Origin of the sequence: Citromicrobium bathyomarinum (genome assembly GCA_001306305.2) — a bacterium.
GTDB classification, from domain to species: domain Bacteria; phylum Pseudomonadota; class Alphaproteobacteria; order Sphingomonadales; family Sphingomonadaceae; genus Alteriqipengyuania; species Alteriqipengyuania bathyomarina.
In genome coordinates, this window is record CP155577.1 from 1,869,291 (window position 1) to 1,888,077 (window position 18,787).

General features: G+C 65.7%; 22 protein-coding genes. 14 read left to right on the plus strand and 8 right to left on the minus strand.

From position 1 onward, the window contains the following. Positions 1 to 7 precede the first annotated feature (7 nt). The gene (locus tag VO57_009375) at positions 8 to 1,939 is read right to left on the minus strand and encodes a histidine kinase dimerization/phospho-acceptor domain-containing protein (GenBank protein XBL68352.1); all 1,932 of its coding nucleotides are present in this window, start codon (positions 1,937 to 1,939) and stop codon (positions 8 to 10) included. Between the two features lie 243 nt (positions 1,940 to 2,182). On the opposite strand from VO57_009375, the gene VO57_009380 reads away from it, so the two are divergent. From VO57_009380 to VO57_009390, 3 genes are all read left to right on the plus strand, one after another. Next, on the plus strand, positions 2,183 to 2,647 hold the full coding sequence (locus tag VO57_009380) for an Lrp/AsnC family transcriptional regulator (GenBank protein ID XBL68353.1): 465 nt from the start codon (positions 2,183 to 2,185) through the stop codon (positions 2,645 to 2,647). A gap of 11 nt (positions 2,648 to 2,658) precedes the next feature. Beyond that, the gene (locus VO57_009385; GenBank protein ID XBL68354.1) at positions 2,659 to 3,093 is read left to right on the plus strand and encodes a GFA family protein; all 435 of its coding nucleotides are present in this window, start codon (positions 2,659 to 2,661) and stop codon (positions 3,091 to 3,093) included. Positions 3,094 to 3,186: 93 nt separating this feature from the next. Beyond that, positions 3,187 to 3,894: a class I SAM-dependent methyltransferase gene (locus VO57_009390; GenBank protein XBL68355.1), complete on the plus strand. Its 708-nt coding sequence runs from the start codon at positions 3,187 to 3,189 to the stop codon at positions 3,892 to 3,894. 2 nt (positions 3,895 to 3,896) lie between these two features. Here VO57_009390 and VO57_009395 read toward each other — a convergent pair whose 3' ends face one another. The 4 genes from VO57_009395 to VO57_009410 all read right to left on the minus strand — a co-directional run bounded on the left by VO57_009395 (position 3,897) and on the right by VO57_009410 (position 7,035). Further along, complete coding sequence (locus VO57_009395; GenBank protein XBL68356.1) at positions 3,897 to 4,556, minus strand: hypothetical protein; 660 nt, start codon at positions 4,554 to 4,556, stop codon at positions 3,897 to 3,899. 116 nt (positions 4,557 to 4,672) lie between these two features. Further along, on the minus strand, positions 4,673 to 6,028 hold the full coding sequence (gene accC, locus VO57_009400) for an acetyl-CoA carboxylase biotin carboxylase subunit (GenBank protein ID XBL68357.1): 1,356 nt from the start codon (positions 6,026 to 6,028) through the stop codon (positions 4,673 to 4,675). 11 nt (positions 6,029 to 6,039) lie between these two features. Then, complete coding sequence (gene accB, locus VO57_009405) at positions 6,040 to 6,495, minus strand: acetyl-CoA carboxylase biotin carboxyl carrier protein (GenBank protein ID XBL68358.1); 456 nt, start codon at positions 6,493 to 6,495, stop codon at positions 6,040 to 6,042. A gap of 105 nt (positions 6,496 to 6,600) precedes the next feature. Then, positions 6,601 to 7,035 (minus strand): type II 3-dehydroquinate dehydratase, encoded by a 435-nt coding sequence (locus tag VO57_009410; GenBank protein XBL68359.1) that lies wholly within the window; start codon positions 7,033 to 7,035, stop codon positions 6,601 to 6,603. A 154-nt stretch (positions 7,036 to 7,189) separates the two neighbouring features. Here VO57_009410 and VO57_009415 point away from each other — a divergent pair, with 154 nt between their 5' ends. Further along, positions 7,190 to 7,942 (plus strand): SDR family oxidoreductase, encoded by a 753-nt coding sequence (locus VO57_009415; GenBank protein ID XBL68360.1) that lies wholly within the window; start codon positions 7,190 to 7,192, stop codon positions 7,940 to 7,942. 102 nt (positions 7,943 to 8,044) lie between these two features. Here VO57_009415 and VO57_009420 read toward each other — a convergent pair whose 3' ends face one another. The 3 genes from VO57_009420 to VO57_009430 all read right to left on the minus strand — a co-directional run bounded on the left by VO57_009420 (position 8,045) and on the right by VO57_009430 (position 9,445). Next, on the minus strand, positions 8,045 to 8,500 hold the full coding sequence (locus VO57_009420; GenBank protein XBL68361.1) for a MarR family transcriptional regulator: 456 nt from the start codon (positions 8,498 to 8,500) through the stop codon (positions 8,045 to 8,047). Between the two features lie 8 nt (positions 8,501 to 8,508). Then, entirely contained in the window at positions 8,509 to 8,934 is a 426-nt protein-coding gene (locus VO57_009425) for an organic hydroperoxide resistance protein (GenBank protein XBL68362.1), read from the minus strand. Between the two features lie 97 nt (positions 8,935 to 9,031). Beyond that, complete coding sequence (locus VO57_009430) at positions 9,032 to 9,445, minus strand: holin family protein (GenBank protein ID XBL68363.1); 414 nt, start codon at positions 9,443 to 9,445, stop codon at positions 9,032 to 9,034. 126 nt (positions 9,446 to 9,571) lie between these two features. Here VO57_009430 and VO57_009435 point away from each other — a divergent pair, with 126 nt between their 5' ends. From VO57_009435 to virB11, 10 genes are all read left to right on the plus strand, one after another. Beyond that, a complete protein-coding gene (locus VO57_009435; protein ID XBL68364.1) occupies positions 9,572 to 10,030 on the plus strand; it encodes a MaoC family dehydratase in 459 nt (152 codons plus the stop codon). A gap of 187 nt (positions 10,031 to 10,217) precedes the next feature. Continuing rightward, on the plus strand, positions 10,218 to 10,541 hold the full coding sequence (locus VO57_009440) for a hypothetical protein (GenBank protein ID XBL68365.1): 324 nt from the start codon (positions 10,218 to 10,220) through the stop codon (positions 10,539 to 10,541). A 287-nt stretch (positions 10,542 to 10,828) separates the two neighbouring features. Further along, positions 10,829 to 11,389, plus strand: coding sequence for a lytic transglycosylase domain-containing protein (locus VO57_009445; protein XBL68366.1), 561 nt, complete (start codon positions 10,829 to 10,831; stop codon positions 11,387 to 11,389). Positions 11,390 to 11,393: 4 nt separating this feature from the next. Further along, positions 11,394 to 11,702, plus strand: a complete 309-nt coding sequence (locus VO57_009450) for a TrbC/VirB2 family protein (protein XBL68367.1) — start codon at positions 11,394 to 11,396, stop codon at positions 11,700 to 11,702. Between the two features lie 21 nt (positions 11,703 to 11,723). Beyond that, entirely contained in the window at positions 11,724 to 12,008 is a 285-nt protein-coding gene (locus VO57_009455) for a VirB3 family type IV secretion system protein (protein ID XBL68368.1), read from the plus strand. A 23-nt stretch (positions 12,009 to 12,031) separates the two neighbouring features. After that, complete coding sequence (locus tag VO57_009460; GenBank protein ID XBL68369.1) at positions 12,032 to 14,470, plus strand: VirB4 family type IV secretion/conjugal transfer ATPase; 2,439 nt, start codon at positions 12,032 to 12,034, stop codon at positions 14,468 to 14,470. After that, positions 14,467 to 15,675, plus strand: coding sequence for a type IV secretion system protein (locus VO57_009465; GenBank protein ID XBL68370.1), 1,209 nt, complete (start codon positions 14,467 to 14,469; stop codon positions 15,673 to 15,675). The genes VO57_009460 and VO57_009465 overlap by 4 nt, the downstream gene beginning before the upstream one ends. Continuing rightward, a complete protein-coding gene (locus VO57_009470; GenBank protein ID XBL68371.1) occupies positions 15,672 to 16,451 on the plus strand; it encodes a TrbG/VirB9 family P-type conjugative transfer protein in 780 nt (259 codons plus the stop codon). The genes VO57_009465 and VO57_009470 overlap by 4 nt, the downstream gene beginning before the upstream one ends. Positions 16,452 to 16,476: 25 nt before the next feature. Next, positions 16,477 to 17,625, plus strand: coding sequence for a TrbI/VirB10 family protein (locus VO57_009475; protein XBL68372.1), 1,149 nt, complete (start codon positions 16,477 to 16,479; stop codon positions 17,623 to 17,625). 21 nt (positions 17,626 to 17,646) lie between these two features. Then, entirely contained in the window at positions 17,647 to 18,687 is a 1,041-nt protein-coding gene (gene virB11 / locus VO57_009480; GenBank protein ID XBL68373.1) for a P-type DNA transfer ATPase VirB11, read from the plus strand. Positions 18,688 to 18,787 lie beyond the last annotated feature (100 nt).

Genomic DNA, 18,787 nt, shown 5'->3' on the forward strand with positions numbered 1-18,787 from the left:
CCGCAGTTCAAACCGCGTGTTCGGGCACTCCGCCACGTTGATTAGCGGCGGGTTCGCTTGCGGTCAAAGCGGGCAGCGTGAGTATCAACTGTCGGTTCTCGCGCCGTAGGCTGCCGCCGATCGCAAGCGCTTCGGCCCGCGCGAGGCGCAGCGCGAAGCCGGGGCCGAACGGCCCGGCGCTGATCGCGACCGACAGCGGCTTGCCGCGTGCGGCGAAGATATCGTCACTGCCGTTGAGTGAGGCGGGCAGGTCGGCAATGAGTTGCGCCGTCCCCGCGTGGGTTTCCAGCGTCAGCGCGAGCTTCTCGCTCGGCGCGGCAGCCGAGCCGAGCGTGGCGAGGATGCGCCAGCTGAGCAGCTCCGCGTCCGCGCGGGCCAGATCGACCTTGCACACCCCGCCCAGCGTGGCGACGAAGCTCGCACTGCGGGGCTGCAGCATCGGGATCAGTTGCGCGACATGCTGGCGGAAGATCGCGGCAATATCCGCATCGCCGCCGGCCGGGCGCAATTGGCCGCTCTCCAGACGGCTGAGGCGTTCCAGATCGTCGAACCCCGCGAGCATGCGCGCACTGTCGCCCGCAATTCCTGCTGCAAGCGCGCGATAATCGTGCGGGACGGGGCCGACCACCTGCTGCTGGATGACCTCGGCAAAGCCCTGGATCGCGTTCACCGGCGTGCGCAGCTCGTGCAGCAGCTGGCGCAGGCGATCGCTGTGGTTGCCAGGCTCCTCCGCCTCCAGCGCGCGGCGCATCCCGCCTGCAAAGCCGAGGAAGCGCCCGTCCGGGCTGGAAAAGCGCGGCTGTGCATCGAGAATCCAGTCGCCCGTGATCGCCGGACCACCTTCGAGCTTTACCTGCACGGCGCGCAGCGGCTGCTGCAGCGCGATCGCTTCGGCGAATTCCTCGGGCAGGATGGAGGGGAGCGACAGATACATCACGCGCGAGGCGGCGAAGCTGTCTGCCCAGTCGATCGTGCCTGTGGTGTCGGTCGCAAAGCCGAAGCCGGTCAGCTCCTCCTGCCGGATGCTCGCCTCGGTGAAGGGCAGGGTGGGGGCGGTGCGGTCGGGCTCTGCCGGGGCGGCAGCGCGGCGATCTTCGTCGTTGCTCGCTCCGCCCCCGGCGTTCTTCTCTTCCTTGGCGCGCTGGAACGCTTCGATCCGGTGGCGCAGCGCGGCAATTTCGCCCTGTGCGTCGGGTTGTGCTTGGGGTTGCGGCTGAGCTTGGGGCTCCGGCGCGGGCTCGCGATCCGAAGCGGAAGGCGATTCGGTGCGGGCCGCGGCCTGCGCGCCGGCGATACCCGCCGCGAGCGCGCCGATCGCCGCAGCCATTTCGCTACCGCCGGCGGTGGCGGGCGCATGTACGGGCTCGGCCTCGGTGGTCTCGTCGACCTCGGTGAATTCGCCATCGACGATGTCGTCGTCCTCCGGTTCGGGCTCCGGTTCTTCAGCCACCGGCGCTTCGTCAGTCGGCGCGTCTTCCACCAGCGGCTCTTCTGCGTCCGGCAGCGGCAGCGCGCGGTCGCGCACGCCGAGCCTTTCGAGCAGATCCTCAACCTTTCCGGGCAGATCGCGGCGCAGGCGCATAAACCCGCGCGCGCGCACCGGTAGCTCGGGAATCAGTTCGAGCCACTGCTCTTCCGTGAGTCGTGCGGTGGACAAGGTGGCGCAGGCGACGTCGGGTTCGCCTTCCGCGAAATGCGCGACCAGCTCCGGATCGTTCAGCCGTCGGCCCTGTTCGCGAATGATCTCGGCCCGCTCGCGCACCGAGATGGTTTCGGCGAGTGATTCGAGCCGCAGGCGCGCAGCCGCAAGCAGGCTCGGATCGCGCCCTTCGCGGGGACGACCGAGCAGGTCCAGCAACTGGCGATATTGCGTGCGCGCACCCGCGCTCGCGCTCGCTTTCTGGCGCAGGACAGTGGCTAGGCGATCGTCGAACTGCATGATCGGGAAAAGACGCGGGCTCCGGCGACAAACGAAAGGGTCCGCCGGCCCGGGCGGCGCGACGTGTATGGTGCATAACCCTTTAACACGCAGCAGGAATGCCAGTCAGTCCCCACGTTGCAAAGCGGGACATTCGCTGTCATGAACAATAATGTTAGTCGCTCGAATTATTAACAAAGGTGATCCTTTCAGGATTGGTTCGGATGGCGACAGGGATGATGGATTGTTGCGGAAGGGGGGCCTGTGGCCAATCTTGATGAGATCGATCGGCAGCTGCTGCAGGAATTGCAGGCTGAAGGGCGGATTACGAATGTCGAACTGGCGCGCCGTGTCGGGCTGACGGCACCACCATGCTTGCGCCGCGTGCGCGCGCTGGAGGATATGGGCGTGATCCGCGGCTATCACGCCGATCTGGAACCCTCGAAGCTGGGTTTTGCGATCGTGGTCTTCGCAATGGTCAGCCTGAAGAGCCAGGCCGAGGATTCGCTGCGCGAGTTCGAGGCCGCGATGCAGGATCTGCCCGAGGTGCGCGAGGTCCACATGCTCAACGGCGAGATCGATTTCGTTCTCAAGATCGTGAGCCGGGATTTGCAGAGCTTCCAGGAATTCCTGACCAGCAAGCTGACCCCTGCGCCCAACGTAGCGAGTGTAAAGACCTCTCTGACGATCCGGACCAGCAAATATACCCCGGGCGTTCCGCTCAAGTAAGCGGGGCGAGAATGACTTCTTCCGAACCGTTTTCGGGCCATTGCCTGTGCGGCGAGGTGGCCATCGTGCTGGCGCAGCCCTCGCGCGAGGTGGAGATCTGCCAGTGCGATATGTGTCGCCGCTGGGGCGGGGCATTCTATGCCGCGCAGAGAGGTTCCGAGGCGACGGTAACGGGCGAGGATTTCGTCACCGAATACCGCTCTAGCGAGTGGGCCAGCCGGGCCTTTTGCAAACAGTGCGGCAGCGGGCTGTGGTTCCGCTTCCTGCCGACGGGCAACCGCAGCTTTTCCGCAGGATTGTTCGACGGCGCGGCGCACCACGCAATCGAGAAAGAGATTTTCATCGACGAGCGCGCCGACTGGTGCCGGATCGAGGGCGCTCACCCGCGCCAGACCGGCGCGGAAGTGATTGCGGAGGCCAAGGCGGCGGGTTTTACCTTCGACTAGGCGGGCGTCGGCGGGTTGGCCCGCTCTCTCGTCATTTTCCAATACCGGCAAAATGGGCGAGACAGCGCGTTGATAAGATGATACATTGTATCAATGAGCAACCCTGCATCCAATTCGACCTCCGACTTCTTCGACCAGAATATCGCCGACAGCTACGACGAGCGAAACAGCCGGCTGGCCGCGATTTCCGACGGCTTGCACTTCCTGCTGCGGCTGACGCTTGCATCGCTGCCCGAGAACGCCCGCGTGCTATGCGTGGGCGTTGGCACGGGGGCGGATATTTTCGCGCTCGCCAGCGAACGTGCCGACCTGACATTCGTCGGCGTCGACCCTTCGGCCCAGATGCTGGAGATTGCCCGACATCGCCTGGACGAGGCAGGCATCGGCGCCCGGTGCGAGCTGGTCCACGGCTATGTCGACGCGGTGGCGGAGCGCGATTTCGCTGCGGTGGTCAGCCTGCTCGTCGCTCATTTCGTGCAGCGCGCGGATCGCCCCGCGTTCTACCGCGCGATTTACGATCGGCTCGCGCCGGGCGGGCGCTTCCTCAGCGCGGAGATCAGCGGCGACCTCGACGCACCGCAGTTTCCCGCGATGGTCGACGACTGGCGGCAGGTTCACGCGCTGATGGGCGCGAACGAGGAATCGCTCGCCTCGCTGGGCGACACCTTGCGCAACGTTCTCGGCGTGATCGGCCCGGCGGAAACGGAGGCTTTATGGCGCGAGGCAGGCTTTGCTGTGCCGGTGCCGTTCTTCCAGGCATTCATGATTCGCGGATGGCATGCGGACAAACCGTCCGCCTGACTTCAGCCGCCCGTGACCGCGAAGCTCTGCCTCAGCTTGAGCAGGCTGGCGGGCTGCCAGAACAGCTTTTTCCCGCGCGGAAAGCTGGCGAAGACGGGGTAATCCTTGCCACTGACATTGAGCCTGACCAGGACCGGCAGGTCGCCCGACTGATTCAGGAAATCGCGCAGCGTGCTCCAGTTGCCGACGATCTGGACGAAACACCCGCTCTTCTCTCCGGCGGTGAACTTGCGCGTGGTGGCGCTGTCCAATGTCAGGCTCCCCGCTCTCGAAGCGAGGGTCAGCGCGAAAGTGTCTTCGGCCAGATTTTCGCAGCTATCTCCGATTCCGGCATTGAGGATGGCAACCTTGAGGTTGGCCTTGCTGTCCAACCCGATGAGCAAGTCCTGCCGGAAGTCGCCGGTGGTCAGATGGCGACCGAACACATGGTTCGCCCGCATCTGGCTGAAAATCTCGCCGTTCACCCCTTCGGCACGCGGCTTGCCCCAGTCCTTTGCCAGCTCGTAGTTGCGATCCCGTGTGTCGCCTTCCGTGGCCATCCGGGTCTCCCCGACGGCCAGCGCGGCTCCAGCTTCGCCGGGTCGGGTATCGCTTTGCGACGCGAACGCCGCGGTTCCGGCGCACAGGGAAATTGCGGCAATGGTGCAGATCAACTTACGCATGGGCTGGTCCTCCTGCGGGCGAGGATCAGCCGCCCCGCACGCCTATTCCGCGATCGTCTTGTCGGTGAAGACAGCGGATAGGATCGCGCGGGGCGAAGCGTAAGTTACAAGTGCCGTTAGCTTTCGCTCTCGCGCTGCGCGAGCCACTCTTCCAGCCACTTGATCGAATAGTCGCCGTTGAGGATGTCGGCCTCTTTCAGCAGCGCCTGGTGCAGCGGGATGTTGGTCTTCGGACCTTCGATGACCATTTCCTCCAGCGCGCGCTTCAGCCGCATGATGCAGCCCTCGCGCGTGCGACCATAGACGATCAGCTTGGCGATCATCGAATCGTAGTAAGGCGGGATCGAATAGCCGGCGTAGAGCCCGCTATCGACGCGCACATGCATGCCGCCGGCCGAGTGGTAATAGCTGACCTTCCCGGGCGAGGGGGAGAAGGTGAACGGGTCTTCGGCGTTGATCCGGCATTCGATGGCGTGGCCCTTGAACGCGATCTCGTCCTGCGCGACCGACAGCGGCCTGCCTTCGGCGACGCGGATCTGTTCGCGGACCAGATCGACCCCGGTGATCGCTTCGGTCACGGGATGTTCGACCTGCAGGCGGGTGTTCATCTCGATGAAGAAGAACTCGCCGTTTTCCCACAGGAATTCGATCGTGCCCGCGCCGCGATAGGCCATCTGCGCCATCGCATCCGCGCACACCTTGCCCATCCGGTCGCGCTCGGCAGAGGTGAGCACGGGGGAGGGCGCTTCTTCCAGCACCTTCTGGTGGCGCCGCTGGAGCGAACAGTCGCGTTCGCCCAGATGGATCGCGTTGCCATTGCCGTCGCCGAACACCTGGAATTCGATGTGGCGCGGATTGCCGAGATACTTCTCGAGATAGACGGTGTCGTCGCCGAACGCGGATTTCGCTTCCGACTTGGCCTGGCTCATCAGGCTTTCGAGCTGGCTTTCCTCAGGCACGACCTTCATGCCGCGCCCGCCGCCGCCGCTTGCCGCCTTGACCAGCACGGGATAGCCGATTTCGGCGGCGATCCGCTTCGCTTCCTCGACGCTTTCGACAGCACCCGGGCTGCCCGGGACCAGCGGCAGACCCAGATCGCCGGCGGTTTTCTTGGCAGTGACCTTGTCGCCCATCGTGCGGATATGTTCGGGCTTGGGGCCGATCCACTTGATGTCGTGCGCCTCGACGATCTCGGCGAACTTGGCGTTTTCGGACAGGAAGCCATAGCCGGGATGGATCGCATCCGCCTGGCTGATCTCGGCGGCCGAGATGATGTTGGCGATGTTGAGATAGCTGTCGGTCGCGCTCGGCGGGCCGATGCACACCGCATGGTCCGCGAGCCGCACGTGCATCGCGTCGGCATCGGCGGTGGAGTGCACCGCGACCGTTTCGATCCCCATTTCGTGCGCCGCGCGGTGGATGCGCAAGGCGATTTCGCCGCGATTGGCGATCAGGATGCGGGTAATGCCCATTGGTAGCGTCCTCAGTCGATGACGACGAGCGGCTGGTCGAACTCGACCGGCTGGGCGTTGTCGACCAGGATCGCCTTAACGGTGCCGCTGCGCGGGGCGGTGATCGGGTTCATCACCTTCATCGCCTCGACGATCAGGATGGTCTGGCCTTCCTTGACCTGCGCACCGACCGAAATGAAGTCCGCCGCGCCGGGCTCGGGCGCGAGGTAGACGGTGCCGACCATGGGGGAGGGGACTGCGTTGGAAAGATCCGGCCCGCTATCGGCTGCGGCGGGCGCGGCCTGCGGCTGCGCGGCCGGAGCCGCGGCGGGCGCGGCCTGCGGGGCCGGAGCGGCGGTGTAGGATGCGGCGTGCAGCTCGCGCGCGACGCGCAGCTTGCGATCGCCATCCTCGACCTCGATCTCGGACAGGCCGGTTTCGGAAAGGAGTTCTGCCAGCTCGCGAAGGAGCTCGATGTCGACGTTCATTTTCGATTTGCGACCGGAATTGCGGCTATGCTCTGCCATGGACAACCTTGATCGGTGAATGGGGGAAGAGGGGCGTATGCGCTGCTGCCCGCGTTCATGCAAGGTTTAGCGGGCGGCAACCGCGTCGATTGCGTCGAGATAGGACTGAAGCCCCTTTCCCTTGAAGCAGGCGACGGCAGCCTCGCCGATATAGGATTTGTGGCGGAATTCCTCGCGCGTCTGCGGGTCCGACAGGTGCACCTCGATAACCGGCGGGGTGACCGCCTTCGCCGCGTCGAGCAGCGCGATGGAGGTGTGGGTATAGGCCGCCGCGTTGATGATGATCGCGCGCGCCTTCGCCTTGTGCGCCTGGTGCATCCAGTCGACCAGCACGCCTTCGTGGTTGCTCTGGCGAAAATCGACCGAAAGACCATGCTCGCGCGCCTTGGCGACGCACGCCGCGTCGATCTCGGCCAGCGTGGTGGTGCCGTAGATCTCTGGCTCGCGCGTGCCGAGCAGGTTGAGATTGGGGCCGTTGAAGATGAAGATATTGGTGCTCATCCCCCGCGCGTAGCGTCTCGCGAGGCGTCAAGGAAGCGCGGCGCGATGCCTGTCCCGAGGCGAATTCGAGCGAGCCCCGTTTGAACGCATGTTCCGGGACGCATCGACGCGACACCCGCCCCTATCGCGTGGCCGAGCAATAGGAGCGCACATCATGAAATTACTCGACGGCAAAGCGGCGATCATTACGGGAGCCAGCGCTGGCATAGGCAGAGCCGCTGCCGGCCTGTTCGCAGAGCATGGGGCCTCGCTCGTCCTCGTCGCAAGGCGGGCGGACCGTCTGGAAGAGGTCGCAGCCCAGATCGAGCGGCAGGGCGGCCAGGTGAGGGTCGTGGTCGGCGATGTTACGCAGGAGAATACGCATCGGGATGCCGTCGCCACCGCGCTCGATACCTTCGGCAGACTGGATGTCGCGTTCAACAATGCTGGCCTTGTGGGCGAAATGGGCCCGCTGGCCGACACGAGCATAGAGACGTGGACGCAGGTTATCGACGCAAACCTGACAGCCGCTTTTCTGGGAGCGCGGAGCCAGATTCCGGCGATGCTTGCCGGGGGCGGCGGGGCGCTGGTGTTCACCAGCAGCTTTGTCGGGAACAGCGTCGGGCTGCCTGGCATGGGCCCCTATGCCGCTGCGAAGGCAGGGCTGATGGGGCTCGTCCGGGCGATCACGGCGGACTATGCCGCGCAGGGGATCCGCGCCAACGCACTGCTGCCCGGCGGGACCGCAACCGAAATGGCCGACGATGCGGATCAGCGCGAGTGGGCCGCCAGCCTGCACGCCATGAAGCGAATCGCAGACCCTCGCGAAATTGCGCAGGCGGCGCTGTTCCTCGCCAGTGAGATGGCCAGCTTTGTGACGGGTTCGGCTCTCTGGGCGGATGGCGGCAACGCAGCGGTCAAGCTTTAAGCAGTGGTACCGGAGCGGTGGTGAAACGGGCCTGCCACCGCTCCAGACCTCTGATCACGCCGCGTCGAGCTCGGCCAGCGTGGCGCTAAGCTCGTAAGGGGGTCAGTCTTCCGAATTCTGATCCGCTAACATGGCGACGAGCTTTCGCACGCTGTTGCCGAGTTCCTCGATTCCTTCGGGAGTTCGTCCACTGGCGATGGTCTCGGGCACGTGCAGGGCCTGTTCGCGCAAGGCTCTGCCCTTTTCGGTAAGCCCGATGACCACGCGCCGTTCGTCATCCGGATCGCGCGACCGCGTGACGTGGCCTGCCGCTTCCATCCGCTTGAGCAGGGGCGTCAATGTCCCGCTGTCGAGATAAAGGCGCGCACCAAGGCCGCCCACGGTCTGGGGCTCCTCTTCCCATAGCACCAGCATGACAAGATACTGGGGATAGGTGAGGCCGAGCGGCCGTAGAACCGGCCCGTACCGCCGGTTCAGCAGGTTGGTGGCAGCATACAGGGGAAAGCAGATCTGCCGATCGAGCAGCAGGGGGTCATCCCGGTCGCGTGATGCTGCCACCGGACCACTCACTGCGCGAAGACGGTCAGAGTGACGTCGACATTGCCGCGGATTGCATTCGAGTAGGGGCACACGGCGTGGGCGGCTTTCACGATTTCCTCTGCCTTGGACTGTTCGACACCGGCAATCTCGACATCGAGCGCCACGACGAGCTTAAAGCCGTCTTCGCCGTTCGGCGCCAGCCCAACTTCGCACGAAACCTCGATATCCTCGTCGCGCACCTTGTCGGCCTGGGTACGGGTCACGTGGATCACGGCATTCTCGAAGCAGGCGGCATAACCTGCCGCAAACAGCTGCTCCGGATTGGTTGCGCCGCCCTTGCCGCCCAGTTCCTTGGGCAGGGCGAGCGGCATATCGAGGATGCCGTCCTCGCTTCTGATCGTTCCGCTGCGCCCACCATAGGCATTGACGCGTGTCTTGTAGAGATTGCTCATCGTTAGCTCCTTAGGTTCAACGACAAACAATGTAGTGAGCAATCATATTGTGCGCAATATGAATCGCGAGATGTGCCCGAAGAGCGTGGCGACATACCTACCGCTCCACGCCCTTCACCTTACCCCACTGGCGCGCTGCGGTGTAGCCGAGGTAGCCGGTGCCGAAGAGCGCGTAGAGTTCTTCGGGCAGGCCGCGCAGGTAGGCGGTGATGCCGTTGCCGATGTTCACCGCCATGCGCGGATCGAAGGCGGACAGCACGCCCATCGGCAGCGCGAACAGGATCATCGCGTACATCACGTAGAGGAAGCTGGGGCGCGCGCGGCTGGTCCACGGGTCCGCCGATTGCGCCTCCGCGACGATTGCGGACATGCGCGCCTCGATCGCCCTGAGTTCCTGCGATCCCTCAAGCGCGAGCAGTTCCAGCTTGGCCTTGGCGCGCGCTTCCTTGTCCGGGATGATCTTGTCGATGATCGAGGCGACGGGTCCGATCAGGCTTTCGAGGAGGGGCATGGCACGACTCCGGATTGTTGGAGCTGCATCACGTAACCAGATCGGTTCGAGTAGGAAAATGGTTTGCGGGCCCGAGAGCCGCAGCTACGCCCGCCACAAACGCATTCAAGCAAAGGAGAGATGCACATGGCCGGGATGTGGTTCGACGATATGGAAGTGGGCCAGGTGATCGACCATCCGATCCGCCGCACGGTGACCGAAACGGACAATGTCATGTTCACCTGCATGACGCATAATCCGGCGCAGCTTCACCTCGACGAGGAATACATGAAGGGCACCGAGTTTGGCACGCGGATCGTCAACTCGTGCTTCACCCTCTCGGTGATGGTGGGGATTTCGGTCAACGACACGACGCTGGGTACGGCTGTGGCCAACCTCGGTTGGGACGAGGTGCGCTTCCCCAAGCCGCTGTTCCACGGCGACACGATCCGGATCGAGACCGAGATCGTCTCCCTGCGCGAAAGCAAGTCGCGCCCGAATGCCGGGATCGTCACCTTCGAACACCGCGCGTTCAACCAGCACGGCGATCTGGTCGCCAGCTGCAAGCGCAGCGGGCTTCAGATGAAGCGCCCGGCGGATAGTTGATCGGCGCGTTTTCTTGGCAAAAGCACTATTTGTGACACCGCGTCATTTTCCGAATCTTGTGTGAAAGCGTCGGAAGACCGCCGATTTGGCCTCTGAAGGCGTGACGGAAAGATGACAATGTTTCAGTTTTGTTGCAGTTTCGAGGCGAAAGGTTCATAAACATCTCCTGAAAACAGGAGAGCGAAACATGATTGTCCAAAGTCTGATCGTGGGTGCCATGATGCTTCAGGGAGCGCCCGCCGCCGAGCCGCTCGCGCCGACGCCGATTGCGCTGATCGAATCGCAGGAAGACCCGGCTGCGCTGCTCAACCTGGGCGTGAAACTGGCCGAGCAGGGCGAGACCGAAGCCGCCCGCCGCGCGTTCGAAAAGGTCCGTAGCATGCGGATCGACTATACGCTGGAAACCACCGACGGACGCTATGTCTATCCGGCGGATCTGGCGCGTGACGGGCTAAGGATGCTCGACCGGGGCGAGTTCGCCCAGCGGAGCGACAAAGTCGCCACCCGCTAGCAACCGATCAAAACTTGCGTGCGCGCGGCCGTCCCCGGGATGGCCCGCGCATGTGCTTTTCGTCGCCGCAATTCGTGCCTTCCCGACCCGGGCGGGCGCGATTTGCGGCGACAAGCCGTTGCGAAATCGGGATTACGGGCGGGAACCGTTCAGCTATATGTCACTGCGCTGTCATGTATGATGCGCAAGGCGGTCGGACGGAGGGCTCGATGATTCTCGGGACAACGGGTCGGTTGGCGATTCTCGCCTCCCTTACCCTGCTTTCGGCCCCGGCGCGGGCCGATGTAATGGAAATCGGAGAGAATGGCGCGCGCTGGATCGCGGGCCAGCAGGCAGGCATGCCCGCGGGCGACCTGTCGATGACGCCGGCCCAGCTCGCCGCGCTCGATGGCGCAGCAGTGCTGGAAGATGTGCCGACGCATGTCACATCCGATCCGCGACTGACCGCACGCGCGGTTCCCGATACCTACAAGGCCAAGGTGGCAGAGCTTGCCGCGCGCTTCGACCTGAGCCCCAGCCTGATCGAGGCGCTGGTATGGCAGGAAAGCCGCTGGCGCGCCGATGCTCGCTCCCCGGTGGGCGCCCGGGGCCTTGCCCAGCTGATGCCCGGCACCGCGCGCGATCTGGGCGTGAACCCGGACGATCCCTTCGCCAATCTGGAGGGCGGGGCGCGTTACCTGCGCGAACAGCTCGACCGGTTCGACGGCAATCTCGAGAAGGCGCTGGCAGCCTACAACGCGGGGCCCGGACGGGTGATCCGCGCCAATGGCGTGCCGCGCATCCGCGAGACGCAGGCTTACGTGGCGGCGATCATGGGTCGCCTCTCCAATCATTCACGGAACGACTAAAGGTATGAAGATGAACCCGCTTTCCCGGTTTGCGACGCTTCTGGCGCTGGTTTCTCCCAGTGCGGCACTCGCGCAGGTCCAGGCGAACGATCCGCAGGGCGCGGGGCCGATCGTCAACGCGCTGGCGTGGCTGCAGGGCACGCTGCTCGGCTCGGTCGCCACGGCGGTCGCGGTGATGGCGGTGGCTGCGGTCGGCTTCATGATGCTGACCGGCCGGATGAATTGGCGCTTCGGCGCGACCGTGATCATCGGCGTGTTCATCCTGTTCGGTGCCGCCTCGATCGTCGCGGGCATCCAGGCGGCGGCAGGCTAGGCCGGGGAAGGGGGCAGACGCATGGATCAGCTCGTTCGCCATCCGGTCCACCGTGCGCTGACCCGTCCGCAGATGTTTGCGGGCGTGACGCTGAACTATTTCATCATCAATATCGGCGTCACCACCGAAGTGTTTCTGATCACCGGCAGCTGGCTGGCACTGCCGGTCGCCGCCGCGATGCACGGCATCGGTTATTTCGCCTGCCTTCGCGAACCGCGCATCTTCGACCTGTGGATCACCAAGGTCAGCAAGTGTCCGCGGGTCAAGAATTACAAGCGGTGGGGCTGCAACAGCTACGCCGCCTGAACTCGACCTAGGAGGGTCGACGCATGAGCAAATGGATCGGAGCTGCTGCCTGGAGCGCGAAGGAAGCCCGCGTCGGCGACCGGCTGCCTTTTGCGCGTCTGGTGGACGAGCACACGCTGATGCTGCGCGACGGCGCGCTGCTCACCGCCATCCAGGTGCCCGGCTTGCTGTTCGAGACCGAGGATACCGAGGCGCTCAACGCCCATGCCGCCACCCGCGAGGTGATGCTGCGCAGCACGCTCGACAGCCGCTTCGTGATGTACCACCACGTGATCCGCCGCCGGGTCGAGGTTGAGCTGGACGCGGAATTCGAAGACCCGCTCGCCCGTCATATCGATGCGCGGTGGAAGGAACGGCTCGGCTCGGGATCGCTGTTCATCAACGACCAGTTCGTCACGCTCATCCGTCGCCCCGCGCGCGGCAAGGCGGGCTGGGTCGAGAAGGCGGGCAAGGCGCTCAGCAACCGCAAGAAGCAGGCGGTCGAGGTCGATCCCAAGGACTTGCGATCCTTGCGTGCTGCCGCGACCGGCCTGGTCGCCTCGTTGCAGCCCTACGGGGCGGCGCTGCTGGGCGATTACACCGGCCCCAAGGGCTACACCAATTCAGAAATTCTCGAGCTGCTATCTGCGCTGTATAATGGCGAGATGCAGCCGGTCCGCCGTCCGGCGGAAGACCGGGATATCGGCCACATGCTGCCCTATCGCCGGGCGAGCTTCGGGATCGACGCGATGGAGCTGCGCGGCTTTGGCGAGCCCGATTTCGCCGCGATGCTGAGCCTCAAGGACTATCCCGACGCGACCAGCCCGGGCCTGCTCGATGGGCTGCTGCGGCTGCCCTACGAAATGGTCGTCTCGGAAAGCTATGCCCCTTCGGAACGGACCACCGCGCGCGAGCGGATGGACCTTGCGATCCGCCGCCTGCGCTCGGTCGACGAGGAAGCGCAGGCCGAACGCGCCGACATGCTCGCCGCGCGCGATGCGCTGGGCAATGGAGCGGTCGGCTTCGGCGATCATCACCTGAGCGTGCTGGTGCGTGAGCGCACGCTCCCCCGGCTCGACGACGCGACCGCCGCCTGCGCCGCCGCGCTGGCCGATACGGGCGCCATCGTCGTGCGCGAGGATACCAATCTGGAACCCGCCTTCTGGGCGCAGTTCCCCGGCAACGAGCAGTATATCGTGCGCCGCGCGATGATCTCTTCGGCCAACATGGCGAGCTTCGGTTCGCTGCACGGCTTCGCGCTCGGCCAGGCCGAGGGCAATCACTGGGGCGAGGCGGTGACGCTTCTGGAGACGACCAGCGCGACGCCGTTCTTCTTCAACTTCCACAATGGCGATCTCGGCAATTTCTCGGTCATCGGGCCGTCGGGTTCGGGCAAGACCGTGGTGATGAACTTCCTCGCCGCGCAGGCGCAGAAGTTCAATCCGCGCACGATCCTGTTCGACAAGGATCGCGGTGCCGAACTGTTCGTGCGCGGGATCGGCGGGCGCTACGACCGGATCTATGCGGGCGAGCCGTCGGGTTTCAATCCGCTCGCGCTGCCCGACACACCCGCCAACCGCGCCTTCCTGCGCGATTGGCTGGGCGTGATGCTTAAGGCCGAAGGGCCTGAGGAACTGCAGACCATCAGCCACGCGGTCGATGCGGCGTACGAGAATGATGCGAGCCTGCGCCGTTTGCGCAATTTCCGCGAGCTGCTCAGCGGCACGCGTCGGCCCGAGCCGGGCGATCTGGCGGATCGTCTCTCGGCATGGATCCATGGCGGCGAGCATGCCTGGCTCTTCGACAACGAGACCGACGAGCTCGACTTGGAGCGCAAGACGCTCGGCTTCGACATGACCGCGCTGCTCGAAAATCCGCGGCTGCGCACGCCGACGATGATGTACCTGTTCCACCGGATCGAGGAGCGGCTGGACGGCGAGCCGACCATGATCCTGATCGACGAGGGCTGGAAGGCGCTGGACGACGAGGTGTTCGCAGCGCGTATTCGGGACTGGCTCAAGACGCTGCGCAAGCGCAACGCGCTGGTCGGCTTCGCCACGCAGAGCGCACGCGATGCGCTGGAAAGCCGCATCTCCACCGCGCTGGTCGAACAGACCGCGACGATGGTGTTCATGCCCAACAGCCGCGCGCGGCCGGAAGACTATTGCGACGGGTTCGGCCTCACCAGCCACGAGCTGGCGCTGATCCGCACGCTGCCCGCGCACAGCCGCTGTTTCCTCGTCCGCCAGCCCGATGCGAGCGTCGTGGTGCGGCTCGACCTGTCGAATGCGCCCGAAGTCCTCACGATCCTCTCGGGTCGTGAGAGCAGCGTGCGCCGGCTCGACCTGTTGCGCGAAGCGGTGGGCGACAATCCCGCAGACTGGTTCCCCGCACTCACCGGCCATGCCTGGCCGGGCGAGCGCAGCGATGGCGCGGCGGATGACGACAACGTCGTCCTGCCGTTCAAGCAGGCTGCCGAATGACCCCGACCGGCGCCTGCGATCTGGCGATGTCCGAGGCTGCGGGCGGCGTTGCCGCTGCGCTGGAGGCGGTCAATTGCGTCGCCGCCGACGTGACGGGCACCACCTTCGGGCGGTTGTTCGCCCCGGGCGGCGTGCTGGTCACCGTGCTGACCATAATGCTGACGCTGTATGTCGCATTCTTCGCGATCCAGCTGGTGACCGGACGCAGCACGCTGGGCGTCAGCACTCTGACCCCGCGGATGCTACGGATCGGCCTGGTGCTGACCTTCGTGACCAGCTGGATCGCCTATCAGGCGGTGTTCTGGAACATCTTCGTCGAAGGGCCGGACTGGCTGGCGAGCGTGCTTACCGGAGACAGCGGCTCCGCCACGCAGACCTTCGCGACCAAGATCGACGTCGTCTTCGCCGCCGTGCAGCAGGCGAGTGAAGGGCAGACCGATATCGAGACCTTCTCCCCCGCAGGGATGCTGTGGATGGGTGCGCTGCTGTTCATGCTCGGCACCGTGGGCCTGCTGGTGACCGCGCGGATCGCGCTGGCGCTGCTGGTCGCGCTCGGCCCGATCTTCCTGGTGATGGCGCTGTTCGATGGCACGCGCGGTCTGTTCGTCGGCTGGCTCAAGGGGCTGACGATGATGGGGCTGACCCCGCTGTTCGCGGTGCTCGGCGGATCGATCATGCTGGAGATGTCGGTACCGATCCTGGCCTCTCTGGTCGCCGTACCCGGCGATATTCCGGCGCGCGCGGCGATGGCGTTCTTCATGATCGGCGCGGTGCACGTCGCGCTGATGGTGATGGTGCTGAAGGTGATGGGCACGCTGGTCGGTGGGTGGACCGTGTTCGGCCTCGCCAATTCCGACAGCGAGCGTGACCGCGGCCGGTCGAGCGCCGCTGCGCCCGCTCCCGCCGCCGCCGTCTCCAGCCTTTACAACAACGCCAGCGCTTCCGCCCCGGCGCAGTCGAGCGCGGCGCGCCGCACGGCTGTTGTCGCCGCCACGCCGACCATGGCGGCAAACGATCTTGGCAATCGTGGCGGAACGGAAGGCTCTGGCGGCGCCCGTGTGACCAAGGTTTACGCCACCTCTTCAGGGGATGGACATGCCGGCGTGGCCAGCAAGGCCGCCTCGCGCACCAGCGGCTTGGGCACGCGGTTCAAGACTGCATCCGGCGCTTCGGGCGCAGGACGCCAGACGGAGAAAATGAAATGATCGCCGCGCGTTACACAGCGCTCGCCTTCCTCGCAGTGATGGTCGCGAGCCCGGCTCTGGCCGACGACCCGCGGCTGGTCGAACGCCTGTACGATCCCGACGAGGTCGTGGTGATCCAGGGCAAGACCAAGGTTCAGGCGACGATCCAGTTCGGCGAGGATGAATCGATCGAGAATGTCGCGATCGGCGATTCCAACGCCTGGCAGGTAACCCCCAACCAGCGCGCCAACCTGCTGTTCGTCAAACCGCTGGAGCCCAGCGCGCAGACCAACATGACCGTGGTCACCAACCGCCATACCTATCTGTTCGATCTTGTCGCAAGTCCGCGCGCCAAACCGCTGTATGTGCTGCGTTTCACCTATCCGGAGCCGCCGGAAGAAGACGCCGGCGCACAGCTTGCGGCGGGGCCTGTGCAGGAGGCCAATCCGGTCGAGCTGGCGGCGGCGAATGATCCGCTCGCGGTGGTCGACCCCGCGCTGCTCAACTTCAAGTGGGAGCCGGAAGGCCAGCGCGAGCTGTATCCCGACGAGGTCTACGACGATGGCCGATCGACCTACCTCCGGTGGGAGCAGGAGCGGCCCGTGCCCGCGATCCTGATCGAGAATTACGAGGGCGATGAAGGCCCGGTAAACTCCACCGTGCGCGGAGACACGGTGATCGTCGATGGCGTGCCGAGGCAGATCATCCTGCGCTCGGGCCGCGAAAAGGCTGTATTGGTGAACAATGGTCCGGTCCGGGCAACCGCTGCGAGCGGGCCGGTCGGGGGTGGCCGCTAGGGCCGCCGAGGAAGGGAAGCGAACTATGCGCCTCGCAATGAAGATGCCGCCCAAGAAGCGCCCCACCGATGGCGATTTCGCCAACGGGGCCCACGATACCGATCCGCGCGAGAACCAGAGCGCGGAGGTGATCGACCTCGCCAGCCGCAGCGTCCTGCCCAGCGTTGCGAACAAGAAGAGTTCGGACACGATGGGCATGGTCGCAGGGATCGCGATCGTCGCCGCTCTCGGCCTGGTCACGCTATGGAGCATGAACAGCGCGCGGCTCGACGATGCGGACGCTACTCCTGCGGGCGATGTGGCCGCCGATGCCGGCGCAGCCCCCGCCGCGATCGCGGTGGGCCCGGCCCCGGTCACGACCGGCGTCGCGCCACAGCAGCAGGTCGTGCGCGCGGACCCTGCGCCCGCACCGATCCTCTCGAACAATCCCAACCTTGCGCCGGGCACCGCGTCCAATCCCAACAACAGCCCCACGATCGTGTTCGACGCGTCGGGCAGGGCGGTCGCCAGCGTGCCAACCAGCGCTCTGCCCGAAGCCGCTGCCGCCCCCGGCAGCAATGGCGCGACCGGCACTGCGGCGGGCGATTTCGCCAGTCGCGTGGGCGGCGTGGGCGGCAGCACTGCGCGCGCGCAGGCGATGGCCAATCCGGGCACCACGGTGACGCAGGGCACGCTGATCCCCGCGATCCTCGAAACCGCGATCGATACCGACGTGCCCGGCTATGTGCGCGCGGTGGTGAGCCAGGATGTGAAGAGCTTCGACGGCAAGAACGTGCTGATACCTCGCTCCAGCCGCCTCGTCGGCCAGTACCAGTCCGGCCTGCAGGCGGGGCAGAAGCGCGCCTACGTGATCTGGACTCGCCTGATCCGCCCCGATGGGGCGAGCGTGAACCTGCAATCGCCGGGGATCGGCTTCGATGGCACCACCGGCCTGCCCGGCGATGTCGACAGTCGCTTCTTCCAGCGCTTCGGGTCCGCGATGCTGCTCTCGGTGGTCGGCGGCCTGTCGGCGATCGGATCGGGCGGTGCCTCGGTCATCGTCGGTGGCGGCGGGCAGGCGGCGGCCGCCGCTGCCGTCTCGCAGGACAGCCAACTCGGCCCCGTGGTGCGGGTGCGCCAGGGCGAGCCGATCCGCGTGTTCACCGCGCGCGACCTCGATTTCTCCGGCGTCTGACCGCTGGGCGAACGACCGATCATGAGTGCCGATATCCAGCCTCTGACCCCTGCGAGCGGTACTGCCGACCGGCAGGGGCCGGGCACGACGGGTGGCGGTAGCGTCTATCTCGACGCCTATCTCGCGCCGTTCCGCCAGTGGCTCGACCGGGACACGGTGACCGAGATCATCGTCAACCGCCCCGGCGAAGTGTGGATCGAGGATGCCGCCACGCCGGGCGGGATGCAGCGGATCGAGACCGACGCGATTACCGACATGTTGGTCCAGCGGCTGGCCGAACAGGTCGCGCGGGTCAGCCACCAAGGCATCAACCGCGAGCATCCGCTGCTCGGCGCGACACTGCCCGATGGCGCGCGGGTCCAGTTCTGCGGACCGCCCGCCTCTCGCAAGCACTGGGTGATGGCGATCCGGCGCCACCGGCGTCTGGACCTGCCGCTCGATGCCTACGACACCGGCCCGCTCAAGCAGCAGGAAAAGGCCGCGATGCCCGAACCGCAGGCAGAGCCGATCGCGTTTCTGCGCGAGGCGATCCTGCAGCGTCAGACGATCCTGATCTCGGGCGGGACCAGCACCGGCAAGACCACCTTCCTCAACGCGATGCTCGGCGAAATCCCGAAGGACCAGCGCGTCGTGCTGGTCGAGGATACGCCCGAGCTGAAGCTGCCGGGCGAAAACGGCGTCGGGCTGGTCGCGGTGAAGGGCGAACTCGGCGAGGCCAAGGTGACCGCCAACGAGCTGCTTCAGGCCGCGCTGCGCCTGCGGCCCGACCGGATCGTGCTGGGCGAACTACGCGGCGAGGAAAGCGTCAGCTTCCTGCGGGCGATCAACACCGGCCATCCAGGCAGTTTCTCGACCGTGCACGCCAATTCGCTGCACGGCGCGCTGGAACAGCTATCCCTGATGGTCATGCAGACCGGCATCGGCCTGTCGCGCAGGGACATCATCGCCTACGCCGCCAGTGTCATCGACGTCATGGTCCAGCTGGGCCGCGGCGCGGACGGCAAGCGCGGCATCGCCCAGATCGCGCGTAGCGCCGATCTGTTGAAATCGGACGCCTGGTAGGCGAACGAAGCCGCCGCGCAGGCTGGTCAGTCGCGCCGCCAGCCGATAGATGCGCGCCCAAATCCCCCATGCGCCTCACCCCGCCGCGCGGGCGCGGTGA